Annotated in this window: 11 protein-coding genes; 7 read left to right on the top strand and 4 right to left on the bottom strand. The window is 71.7% G+C overall.

From position 1 onward, the window contains the following. The coding region (locus AOK24_RS06780; RefSeq protein WP_159051805.1) for a UTRA domain-containing protein at nt 1-284 on the top strand (284 nt) is incomplete at its 5' end. Between the two features lie 99 nt (nt 285-383). Continuing rightward, nucleotides 384-1,532 carry a type ISP restriction/modification enzyme gene (locus AOK24_RS06775; RefSeq protein ID WP_055719142.1) on the top strand — a complete coding sequence of 383 codons (1,149 nt, stop codon included), beginning with the start codon at nt 384-386 and terminating at the stop codon, nt 1,530-1,532. A gap of 73 nt (nt 1,533-1,605) precedes the next feature. On the opposite strand, the gene AOK24_RS06770 is transcribed toward AOK24_RS06775, so the two are convergent. Continuing rightward, complete coding sequence (locus tag AOK24_RS06770; RefSeq protein ID WP_055719141.1) at nt 1,606-2,322, bottom strand: TetR/AcrR family transcriptional regulator; 717 nt, start codon at nt 2,320-2,322, stop codon at nt 1,606-1,608. Nucleotides 2,323-2,385: 63 nt separating this feature from the next. Between AOK24_RS06770 and AOK24_RS06765 the strand changes: the two genes are divergently transcribed. Beyond that, nucleotides 2,386-3,336: an ATP-binding cassette domain-containing protein gene (locus AOK24_RS06765; RefSeq protein ID WP_055719140.1), complete on the top strand. Its 951-nt coding sequence runs from the start codon at nt 2,386-2,388 to the stop codon at nt 3,334-3,336. Beyond that, the gene (locus AOK24_RS06760; protein WP_055719139.1) at nt 3,333-4,121 is read left to right on the top strand and encodes an ABC transporter permease; all 789 of its coding nucleotides are present in this window, start codon (nt 3,333-3,335) and stop codon (nt 4,119-4,121) included. The genes AOK24_RS06765 and AOK24_RS06760 overlap by 4 nt, the downstream gene beginning before the upstream one ends. A 264-nt stretch (nt 4,122-4,385) precedes the next feature. On the opposite strand, the gene AOK24_RS06755 is transcribed toward AOK24_RS06760, so the two are convergent. The 3 genes from AOK24_RS06755 to AOK24_RS06745 form a co-directional block, all read right to left on the bottom strand. After that, the gene (locus tag AOK24_RS06755) at nt 4,386-4,661 is read right to left on the bottom strand and encodes a hypothetical protein (RefSeq protein WP_010354371.1); all 276 of its coding nucleotides are present in this window, start codon (nt 4,659-4,661) and stop codon (nt 4,386-4,388) included. A gap of 128 nt (nt 4,662-4,789) precedes the next feature. Beyond that, on the bottom strand, nt 4,790-5,623 hold the full coding sequence (locus AOK24_RS06750) for an anti-sigma factor (protein ID WP_055719138.1): 834 nt from the start codon (nt 5,621-5,623) through the stop codon (nt 4,790-4,792). Then, entirely contained in the window at nt 5,620-6,162 is a 543-nt protein-coding gene (locus tag AOK24_RS06745; RefSeq protein ID WP_055719137.1) for a sigma-70 family RNA polymerase sigma factor, read from the bottom strand. Before AOK24_RS06745 ends, AOK24_RS06750 begins: the two co-directional genes overlap by 4 nt. 207 nt (nt 6,163-6,369) lie before the next feature. Between AOK24_RS06745 and AOK24_RS06740 the strand changes: the two genes are divergently transcribed. The 3 genes from AOK24_RS06740 to AOK24_RS06730 all read left to right on the top strand — a co-directional run. Continuing rightward, the gene (locus AOK24_RS06740; protein WP_193554952.1) at nt 6,370-7,902 is read left to right on the top strand and encodes a DUF4331 domain-containing protein; all 1,533 of its coding nucleotides are present in this window, start codon (nt 6,370-6,372) and stop codon (nt 7,900-7,902) included. 164 nt (nt 7,903-8,066) lie between these two features. Next, a complete protein-coding gene (locus tag AOK24_RS06735) occupies nt 8,067-9,749 on the top strand; it encodes a tetratricopeptide repeat protein (protein WP_420876655.1) in 1,683 nt (560 codons plus the stop codon). Continuing rightward, nucleotides 9,746-10,934 (top strand): HoxN/HupN/NixA family nickel/cobalt transporter (locus tag AOK24_RS06730; protein ID WP_055719136.1); only part of this gene is annotated, 1,189 nt, incomplete at its 3' end. The genes AOK24_RS06735 and AOK24_RS06730, both read left to right, overlap by 4 nt.

The raw sequence follows: 10,934 nt of genomic DNA, 5'->3' as shown, positions 1-10,934 counted from the left end.
GCCCCGAACTCGCCGCCCGCATCCCCCCGGACGCCCTCACCCACCACCCCATGACCAAGGTCCTCCGCGACCTCGCCCACGCCGACATCGCCCGCATCACCGACACGATCGAGGCCCGCCTCGCCGACCCGGAAACCTCCCGCCTCCTCCAAGTCCCCCTGCTCAGCCCGATCCTGCACTACACGGGCATCACGTACGACAAGTCGGGCCAGGTCCTGGACGTAGCCGTCATCCACTACCGGGGCGACCGCTTCTCCTTCTCGGTGACCCTGGAGGCACCATGAACGGGCACCCGGCAAAGGCGATCCAGCTCCTCGTGCGCGCCCCCGAGGCGACATGAACCCCTATGTCCCCTCTACGGCCCCCGCCGAGTCCGACGTACCATGCCCTGCGTGACGCACGACGACGCTCCGCTGCTCGGTGACCTCATGCCGTGGGCCGTTGCGCCGCCGCGGGTGGGGCGGGGGTGGCCGGTCGGGCCGGACGAAGGGGCCCTGAAGGCTCGTTGGGATGTGCTGCTGAAGGCCGAAGGGGCCGAGCGGGCGGCGCTGTTCGAGCCGTCCCGGGCGCGGACGCCGGACTCGGCGGTGACGCAGTTGCCGGGGCAGGCCACGGACACGGGCAGGCTCGCGCACGCCGAAGGGCCCTGCCCGCCCCCGGTGCGCGTCCTGTACGCCCCGTACGACGAGCAGTGGCTGATCCCGGACCACCGGCTGATCGACGCGGCCCGGCCGGAGTTGTGGCGGGTGGCGGACGAGCGGCAGGTGTTCCTGGTGGAGACGCCGGACGGGCTGCTGGCCGGCGCGCGTCTGCCCCTCCTGGGTCGTACCCGGGTACGACCCCTGTACCGCCGCCCGGGAGGCCAGGAGCCCAACCTCGCTCCCGGCCTCGTGGAGCACCTCGCCGATCACCTCACGGCATCCCCCACCCCCGAGGACGTCCTCGCCTGGATCCTCGCGACGACCACCCCGGCAGCGGCTACCCCCGCAGAGCTACGGGTCCCCCTCACGGACGACCCCGAGGTCTGGGCCGAGGGCACCCGCAGGGGCCACCGCATCCTCTGGCTCCACCGCCGCGACGGCGACCGCCCCAAGCTCCCCGGCGGCAGCCGCCCGTACGTCCGGGCGCCGATCCCGGCACGCCCCCAGCACGTCCACTACGACCCCGAGGAGCAGACCCTCCACCTCGACGAGGGCAGGGTCTCCCCGGTCCCGCAGGACGCCTGGGACTTCACGCACGGCGAGGTCCGGGTCCTGGAGGAGTGGATCGCCGCCCGGACCTGGCGGGGCGAGCAAGGCACCCTGTCGGCGATCGGCCCCCGGGCCTGGCCCCAGCTGTGGACGTCGGAACTCCTGGAGCTGATCACCGTACTGACGCTCCTGAGCGAGTTGCGGGAGCCGTTCGCGGTGGAGCACCGGATCAAGGACCTCCACCCGGCGGGCATCCTGCCGCCCCCGCCCCGCTCCCGCCGCCCGGCCTCGGTCCTCGACCACCAGGAAGAGGGCCCGGAGGGCCAGTTCACCCTGCTGTAGCCCCTGAGTACGAGCCCCCGCTCTAACCCTTGAGTACGCGCCCCGCCCTGACCCCCGAGTACGAGCCCTCGCCCTACCCCCTGGGTACGAACCCGTCCAGCACCCTCCGCAACGCCTCCTCGAACACCGCCTCCAGATCGATCGGCCCCGGATCCTCCGTGAACGCGGCGGCCATCCGCGGATACTTCCCGCTCATCACCTGCGCCCCCAGATAGGCGATCCGCACGGCGTTCTCCTCCTCCTCGGACCAGGGCAGCGACCGCGTCCGCTCGGCGGTGGCCAGCTCGCCCGAGACGTAGACGGTGACCACCCCGTTGATCATCGCGACGAGCTGCATCTTCAGCCCGTACGTCATCTCGGTGAGCGGATCCAGGCAGGTCAGGCAGTGTTCCAGGTAGCGCAGGGCGTTGGGGCTGAAGCCGTAGGACGCCGACATCAGCCGGGGCAGCCAGGGATGGCGGAGCATCAGCGCACGCGTCTGGCGCCCGACGCGGAGCATGTCGGCCCGCCAGTCCCCGCTCGGCTCCCACAGCTCGTGCTCACCGCTGACGGCGTCCATCATCAGCTCGTACAGGTCCTCCTTGCGGGGGACGTAGTTGTACAACGACATGGTCCCGCAGCCCAGTTCGGCGGCGACGTGCCGCATGGAGACCTCGTCGAGCCCGCGCGCGTCGGCGATCCGGACGCCCGCCGCCGCGATGTCGGCGCGCGTGAACGCGGGTCTGGGTCCACGGCCGGTCCGCTCGGGACGGGTCCAGATCACTTCGGGTACGGACGGACGGCCCGCCATCGATCATCACCTCGTCCCCCATCGTAGTTACGTACACCGTACGTAGTGCGCTATGGTCATGCCATGACTTCTACGTACGCTGTACTTAGTGAAGGTCTGGAGAAGCGGTTCGGCGAGGTCCACGCCGTGCGGGGACTCGATCTCGCCGTCCCCGAGGGCACGGTCTGCGGCGTCCTGGGCCCGAACGGGGCGGGCAAGACGACGGCCGTACGCCTGTTGACGACCCTGCTGCGGCCCGACGCCGGGTCCGCGCGGGTGGCGGGGCGCGACCTCGTACGGGAGGCCGCCGCCGTACGGCGTGCCATCGGCGTGACCGGGCAGAGCACGTCGGTGGACGGCGATCTCACCGGACGGCAGAACCTGCGCCTGTTCGCCCGCCTGCACCGCGTACCGGGGCCGGGAGAGCGCGCCGTCGAGCTGCTGGAGCGGTTCGGCCTCACCGAGGCCGCCGACCGGCCGGCGTCCACCTACTCGGGCGGGATGCTGCGCCGCCTCGACCTCGCGGCGAGCCTGGTCCGCCGCCCGGCCATGCTCTTCCTCGACGAGCCGACCACCGGCCTGGACCCGGCCAGCCGCAACGACGTCTGGGACGCCGTACGGGAGGTGAAGCGGCAGGGTACGACGGTGCTGCTCACCACGCAGTACCTGGAGGAGGCCGACCAACTCGCCGACACCATCGCCCTGGTGGACCGGGGACGGGTCGCGCGGACCGGAACGCCCGCCGAACTCAAGGCGGTTGTCGGCACGCACGCCGAGGCCGTCGTCGCCGATCCGGACCTGCTCGTGAAGGCCGCCGGCGTGCTCGACCAACTGACCGGCGGTGAACCGGTGTTCGACCACGAGCGGGGCGCGGTCGGCGCGGTCACCCGCGACCCCACGCTCACCCTCCCCCGTCTGGTGCGTGAACTCGACGCGGCGGGCGTGCCGTTGCTCGACGCGAGCCTGCGGCCACCGACTCTCGACGAGGCGTTCCTGCGCCTCACGGACAGCGTTCAGGAAGGCAGGGCGGCATGACCGCGAACACGCTCCGGTACGACGGAACGGCCATGCTGGGCCGCCAGTTGCTGCGGGTCCGCAACAACCCGGCGCTGGTGATCCTGACCCAGACGATGCCGATCACGATGCTGCTCTTCTTCGGCTACGTCTTCGGCAGCGCGCTGGCGATGCCCGGCGCCCAGTACCGTTCCGTCCTCGTCCCCGGACTGCTGGTGGCGACGGCGGCGAACGGGATCATGACGGGGATGTTCCAGGCGGCCCAGGACGTGCACCGCGGGGTGACGGACCGGCTGCGCACCCTGCCGGTGAGCCGGGCGGCGGTGCCGCTCGGGCAGGCGGTGGCCGACCTGGTCGTCACGGCGGCCGGGACCGTGCCGTTCCTGCTGGTGGCGCTGGCGGTGGGCTGGCGGGTCGAGGGCTCGGCGCCCGCGGCGGCCGGCGCGCTGGCGCTGCTCCTGCTGTTCCGGTTCGCCTGCACCTGGGTGGGCGTCTTCCTCGGGCTGCTCTCGCGCAGCGAGGAGGCCGCGGGCCAGCTCGGCAGCGCGACGTTCATGCTGCCGCTGCTGTCCAACGCCTACATCCCGACCGACAACCTGCCGGGCTGGCTGCGCACGATCGCCGAGTGGAACCCGATCAGCGCGCTGACGACGGCTCTGCGCGACCTGTTCGGCAACGCGCCCGTGCCCGAGGGCGCGGCCTGGCCGGTGGCACATCCGGTCGCGGGTTCCCTGCTGTGGTGCGCCCTGCTGATCGGCGTCTTCGCCCCGCTGGCGGTACGGCGGTACGCACGCGCCCAGCGGTGAGGTGAACAGCGCTGAGGTAGACAGCGCTGAGGTGAACGGGGTGGTGGACCGCCGGAGTCGGGGATCTCCGGCGGTTCGCGACACAAGCGGCGCAAGCAGCACAAGCCGCACAAACGGACAAGCGGGCGAACGGGTACGGGAGTTGAGGGAGCGGGAGTCGGGAGCCCGCGCCCGGGTGAGTGCGCCGGACACCGCCGCGGCCGTGGGGATGACGGACTGCGGCGGGGGACACGGCGGTACGGTGGGCCGCCCGATCGCGGGGCGTCAGTGCCGGCGGCTCCCGAAGAGGGAGCGGCGGAGCCGACGCAGCGGCGCGAAGAGCGAGACGCGGCTCACTCGGCGGCCCTGGTCGCTGGGCTGGTGCTGGGTGTCGCGCGCGGTCAGCTCCCGCATGAGCGAGGTCGCCTCGACGGTCTCCCGCTGCGGTATGGCGGGGCCCGCCAGTACCGAGAGGTGACGGTCGAGCCGCGAGCTGGTCGCGCTGCTACCGCACGTGATCGCAGGGACCCTCGCCCTGCTGCGCATCGTTATCTGTTCCATCGTCACTCCCCACCCGTACGAGTCCACCCGACCCCGGGCAGGTTAACCCTATCTCCCCCCGGGGTCACGCGTGTATCGCGCGCACAGGATCAGCCTTCCCCGCAAGGGGGTTGACGACTCCCCCGCGATTACTCTCCGAATCCAACCGATTTCAGGGCGAGTTGGACAACTGGCTGCGAAGTGGGCCGAGGTGACCCGCCGGCGGGCTCCACCGTCACAGCGAGTGACGTCGCATCGGAGGTGAGACCCGTCGCCACCAAGGGCGTGTCGCCGTCGAAGAGTCCGAGCGAACGAGGCGCCGTATCGGGCCGCATGAGCCAGAGTTGATGCACCTGACCGCCGCCGAGTCCGCCGTACCCGCGCAGCGTGACGATCGCGTCGCCCTCCGACGCGGAGGCGATGACGCCGATGCTGCGACCTTGCGCGTCCCGCCCGTTCCCGGCGCGGGCGTCGGGCGCGGAGAGCACCTGCGCGATGTCGCGGGCGCGGTCCTGCGCGGCGTCCAGCCGGTCCTGCGTACGGCTGTTCTGGACCGCGAAGAGGGAGGCGACGACGAGCGCTGCGGCGGCCGTGATGGTGGCGAACGGCACGAAGAGCGGACGGCGCGCGCGGGGAGCGCGTGAAGCACGGGAGCGTCCGGGCGGCGGCTGCGCGCCCCATACGTGCGGCGGAAGCTGGGGCGCGCGCTCCTGAACAGCGCGCGCCCCGGCGGACTCCTGCGGGGTCGTGTGGACGGCGGCCAGTACCCGGTCGCGCATCGCGGCCGGCGCGGGCGCGGCCGTCGACCACGCCAACCGGACGGCGTCCTCGGCGAGTTCACGCACCTCGACCGCGCAGGACGGACAGGAACGCAGGTGCTTCTCGAAGCGGCGGCGCTCGTCACCGTCCAGCGCGTCGAGGGCGTAGGGGGCGGCCAGCGAGTGGAGGTCCCCTCTGCCCAGCAGACGGTTCAGGACGCTCATACGGCACCTCCCAGGCAGTTGCGCAGCCGCGTGAGCCCGTCGCGCATCCTCGTCTTCACCGTGCCCAGCGGCAGGGAGAGCCTCTCGGCCACTTCACGGTACGTGTAGCCGTCGTAGTACGCGAGAGTGACGGACTGACGCTGGAGCGTCGTCAGCCGGCCGAGACAGCGGCGTACCCACTCGCGTTCCATGCCCGCCTCGACCTCCTCGGAGACCTGGTCGAAGGCGGGGTGGTGGGTGCGCAGGGCCTCGCGCTGCTCGCGTTCGCCGGCCGCGCGCACGCTGCGCACCCGGTCGACGGCGCGGCGGTGGGCGAGCGTGAGGATCCACGACAGGGCGCTGCCGCGCGCGGGGTCGAAGGTGGCGGCCGAGCGCCAGCACTCCAGCAGCACTTCCTGAGCCACCTCCTCCGACTGCGACGGATCGCGCAGTACGCGCCGTACGAGACCGAACACCGGACCGGAGACCAGACCGTACAACTGCTCGAAGGCCCGCTGGTCCCCTCGCGCCACGAGTACCAGCAGGTCGTCCGCCTCCATGCGGTTCCCCTCTCCGCGGCCGCAGCCGGGCCGTCCCCTCACACCAGGCACTCGCACGCGCACACACCTCCGGTGGAAGTACGGATCCGGCGGCCCGAAACGCGGGTCGGGAGCAAAAATAAAAAAACTTCGGATCGACCAATCCGAACAGCCCTTCCGCTCCGTATACCCGTCCGTCAAGCAAGTTGGGACCTCAGGACGGACGGCATGACGACACCTAACTTCCGGAGCGCCGCAGGGCGCAGGAGCATCGCGACCCTGATCTGTGGCGCGCTGGCCGCGGGCGGACTCACCGCCGCTTCGGTGGCCCTGCTGGAACCGGGGGTCGCCGCCGCTTCCAGCCACCGCGAAGCCCCGCTGATCTCCGGCACACCGCAGTACGACAACACCGACGTGTACGCGTTCGTGAGCCCGGACCACCCGGACACCACGACGCTGATCGCGAACTGGATCCCCTTCGAGGAGCCCGCGGGCGGCCCGAACTTCTTCCCGTTCGCGGAGGACGCCCAGTACGACCTCAACATCGACAACGACGGTGACGCGCGCCAGGACCTGACGTTCCGTTACACGTTCAAGACGCACGTCAAGAACAAGAAGACGTTCCTCTACAACACCGGCGCGGTCGAGACCCTCGACGACAAGGACCTGAACGTCACGCAGACCTACGACCTGGAGCTGATCAAGCTCAAGAAGGGCAAGGTCCAGCACAAGACGAAGGTCGCCAGCGACGTCCCGGTGGCGCCGTCGAACGTCGGCAAGGCGTCCATGCCGAACTACGCGAAACTGCGCGACCAGGCGATCTACAAGCTCTCCAACGGCGCGAAGACCTTCGCGGGCCAGGCCGACGACCCGTTCTTCCTCGACCTGCGCGTCTTCGACCTGCTGTACGGCGGGAACCTCTCCGAGGTCGGCAACGACACCCTCAAGGGCTACAACGTCAACACCATCGCCCTCCAGGTGCCCAACGACATGATCCGCGAGGCCGAGCACCAGCCGGTCGTCGGCATCTGGTCGACGACCCAGCGCAAGAACGCGCGCGGCAAGTTCGAGCAGGTCTCGCGGCTCGGCAACCCGCTGGTGAACGAGGTCGTCAACCCCATCAAGGACAAGGACAAGTTCAACGCGTCCGAGCCCAAGGACGACGGGCAGTTCCTGAAGAACGTCACCAACCCCGAACTCCCCAAGCTGATCGAGGCGATCTACAAGATCAAGGCCCCGGCCGAGCCGCGCAACGACCTCGTCGACGTGTTCCTCAAGGGCGTCAAGGGCCTCAACCAGCCGCCGTACGTGACGCCTTCGGAGCAGCTGCGGCTCAACACGTCCATCAAGCCCACCGCCAGCCCCAAGCGGCTCGGTGTGCTCGACGGCGACAACGCGGGCTTCCCGAACGGGCGTCGCCTCACGGACGACGTCATCGACTCCGCGCTCCAGGTCGTCGAGGGTGAACTCGTGGGCGCCAAGAACGACTTGGGCGACGCGGTCGACAAGAACGACAAGGAGTTCGAGAAGTCCTTCCCGTACGTCGCCCTCCCGACCGAGGGCTCGCGCGGTCCCGTCGCGAAGGGCGTCGACAGCGGCAACGACGTCCGCAGCCAGCTCGGCAACGCGCTCCAGCCGGGCGGGACTTCGGGCACGGACAACAACACCCTGATCGCCGCGTCCGCCGGGGCCGGCGCGGCCGGGGTGCTCATCATCGGCGGCGGCCTCATGTGGTTCCGGCGCCGGGGGCGGGCGTACTGACGCCCACGCAGTGACCTGCCGGGGGACCCCGGCACGGTGACCGGGCCGGGGAGACCCCTGCAACTCCCCGGCCCCTGACCACAGACCGGCGCGGCCCGGACCCCATCCCCCACGGACCGGGCCGCGCCGACCGCAGGAAGACCGAGAGCGACCGAGGAGAGGGCATGGCCCCGCGCACCGACAGCGGCGAACCGGACCGGACGGACTCCGGGCACACCCCGGACCCCACGGACCAGCCGAAGCCGAAGGGGCGGCGGCCCGAGGGAAGTTCACCGCGGCCTGAAGCGGCACCGACACCCACGAACACCCCGACGGGGGCCAACTCCTCGGCGCCCGCTGCTCCTTCGGGGGAGCAGGAGGGGCAGGGACAGAAGGGGGAGCAGGGGAAGGTTGTTGAGGGCGTGGCCCAGGACGCCGCAGACTCCCCGGCCGACCCCGACACCTCCGCCGATCCCGACACCTCCCCCGACCTAGACCCCCGAGTAGCCGCCGTCCGCCGCGCCGGCGCCGCAGGCCGCCGCTGGCGTTCCCTCCAACTCGGCGCCTGTGCCGCGATGTTGGCCGTAGCCCTCACCGGCGGAGCCATCGCGATCGGCGCGCTGAAGGACGGCAGCGCGGCCCCCGTGGCAACGGCCGCGGCGGTCTCCCCCGGCCTCCTCAACAGCGGCGACATCGACAGCGCGATCACCGCACTCCAAGCCCATCTCCGTGCCCAGCCAAGGGACTTCGGCAGCTGGGCCACCCTGGGCCTCGCCTACGTGGAGCAGGCCCGCACGAAGGGCGACCCCTCCCGCTACCCCCAGGCGGAGAAGGCGTTCACGAAGTCCCTCGAACTCTCCGCCGGCAACGGCCAGGCGCTCGCGGGCCGCGCGGCCCTCGCCGCCGCCCGGCACGACTTCCCCGGCGCCCTGAAGTACGCGGACCAGGCCCTCAAGGACAACCCGTACAACGAGCGCGCCCTGTGCACCCGCATCGACGCCCTGGTCGAACTCGGCCGCTACGACGAGGCGTTGACGGCGGCGGAGACGGCGGACACCCGCCGCCCCGGCATCCCGGTGTTCACCCGCTACGCGTACGTCCAGGAACTCCGGGGCGACGTGACGACGGCCCGCCGAGTCCTGGAACAGGCCCTGGCCAGTTCCACAGCGAAGGGCGACATCGCCTACGTGGCGAGCCAGCTCGGCCAACTCGCCTGGAACCAGGGCGACTACGCGACGGCCCTCACCGACTACGCCCGAGCCCTCACCGCCGACGAGGACTACCTCCCGGCGCTGGAGGGCCGAGCGAAGGCGCAGGCGGCGAGCGGCCAACAGGCGGAAGCCATCAAGGGGTTGGAGTCGGTCGTGGCCCGCTACCCCCTCCCCGCCCCCCTGGTGGAACTCGGCGAGCTGTACGAGGCACGCGGCGCGGACGGCGACCGGATGAAGGCGGCCGACCAGTACGCCCTGGTCGACGCCTGGACCGCCCTCGCCCGCGCCAACGGCGTGAACGCCGACCTCGACACGGCCCTGGCGGCAGCCGACCACGGCGACAAACAGGCGGCACTGCGCGCGGCGCAAGCGGAGTGGGACCGCCGAGAAACGGTCCACACCGCGGACGCCCTCGCCTGGGCGCTGCACGTCAACGGCCGTGACGCGGAAGCCCTTCCGTACGCGAGGAAGGCCACCGCGACGGGTTACCGCAACGCCTCCTTCCTCTACCACCAGGGTGTGATCGAGAGCGCCACCGGCGACAAGCGGAACGCCCGCACGCACCTCACGAAGGCCCTCGCCCTCAACCCCGGCTTCTCCCCCCTCGGCGCCCGCACCGCGCGCGCCGCCCTCAAGACGCTGGAGGCGAACCAGTGATCTCCCGTCGTCTGTTCGCCTCCAGCGCGGCCGTCCTGACGGCCGGGTGCGCGCTCGCGCTCCTTCCCACCGCCAACGCGAGCGCGCACCCACTCGGCAACTTCACCGTCAACAGGTACGACGGCCTGGTCGCCGCCCCCGGCCGACTCCGCGTCACGCACGTCGAGGACCTCGCCGAGATCCCGGCGACCCAGGCGAAGCCCACGATCGAACGCCTCGGCGGCCTGACCCCGTGGGCGGAGCAGCGCTGCGAGACAGCCGCCGCCGACAGCAAGGTCACCGTCAACGGCGGTACGGTCACGCTGACTTCGGCGTCCGCGAAGGCCACCGTACGGCCGGGCCAGGCGGGCCTGGACACCCTGCGCGTCGAGTGCGAGCTGAACGCTCCGCTGCCGAAGGACGAGCCGGTCTCCCTCACGTTCCACAGCTCGGGCGCCTCGACCGGCCCCGGCTGGCGGGAGATCACGGCACGCGGCGACCGCATGACGCTCACGGAGTCGGACGTCCCCGAGAAGTCGGTGTCGGACGAACTCACGTCGTACCCGCAGGAGTTGCTCTCCTCCCCGGCGGACACGACGACCGCCGCGACGACGATACGGCCGGGCGGCCCGGCCCTCGCCGACGACGGGGACGAGCGGACCGCCCCCGGCGCCGCCGTCCTCCCGCGTGGCGCGGACCGCTGGACCCAGGCCCTGGACGACCTGGTCGCCCGCCAGCACCTCACGATCGGCTTCGCCGCGCTGGCGATCGTCCTCGCGATCTTCCTGGGCGCGATGCACGCGGTCGCGCCGGGCCACGGCAAGACCATCATGGCCGCGACGGCCGCCGCGCGGGGCGGCAAGGCCCGTATGAAGGACGTCCTCCCGCTCGCCGCGTCGGTCACCGTCACGCACACCATCGGCGTCGTCGCCCTCGGCCTCCTCGTCACCGCCGGCTCCGCCGCCGCGCCCTCCGTCATCACCTGGCTGGGCCTCGCGAGCGGCGCGCTGGTCGCGGTGGCGGGCGCGACGCTGTTCCGCAAGGCGTGGAAGAACCGCGGGCACGGACATGGCCACAGCCACGGTCATGGCCACGACCACTCGCACGACCACGGACACGGGCACAGCCACGGGCACTCGCACGGCCACTCGCACGACGACGACCACGGCCACCCCCACGGTCACGGCCACCACCACAGCCACCCCC

The organism is Streptomyces niveiscabiei, from assembly GCF_001419795.1.
Lineage (GTDB): Bacteria > Actinomycetota > Actinomycetes > Streptomycetales > Streptomycetaceae > Streptomyces > Streptomyces niveiscabiei.
Note: the sequence above shows the minus strand (reverse complement) of the source record. Positions and strands in the feature narration are given on the sequence as shown.

Coding starts and splice junctions, on each gene's coding strand:
- AOK24_RS06760 (WP_055719139.1), top strand. CDS start 3,333: ATGACCGCGAACACGCTCCGGTACGACGGAACGGCCATGCTGGGCCGC.
- AOK24_RS06755 (WP_010354371.1), bottom strand. CDS start 4,661: ATGGAACAGATAACGATGCGCAGCAGGGCGAGGGTCCCTGCGATCACG.
- AOK24_RS06775 (WP_055719142.1), top strand. CDS start 384: ATGCCCTGCGTGACGCACGACGACGCTCCGCTGCTCGGTGACCTCATG.
- AOK24_RS06745 (WP_055719137.1), bottom strand. CDS start 6,162: ATGGAGGCGGACGACCTGCTGGTACTCGTGGCGCGAGGGGACCAGCGG.
- AOK24_RS06735 (WP_420876655.1), top strand. CDS start 8,067: ATGGCCCCGCGCACCGACAGCGGCGAACCGGACCGGACGGACTCCGGG.
- AOK24_RS06750 (WP_055719138.1), bottom strand. CDS start 5,623: ATGAGCGTCCTGAACCGTCTGCTGGGCAGAGGGGACCTCCACTCGCTG.
- AOK24_RS06770 (WP_055719141.1), bottom strand. CDS start 2,322: ATGGCGGGCCGTCCGTCCGTACCCGAAGTGATCTGGACCCGTCCCGAG.
- AOK24_RS06765 (WP_055719140.1), top strand. CDS start 2,386: ATGACTTCTACGTACGCTGTACTTAGTGAAGGTCTGGAGAAGCGGTTC.
- AOK24_RS06740 (WP_193554952.1), top strand. CDS start 6,370: ATGACGACACCTAACTTCCGGAGCGCCGCAGGGCGCAGGAGCATCGCG.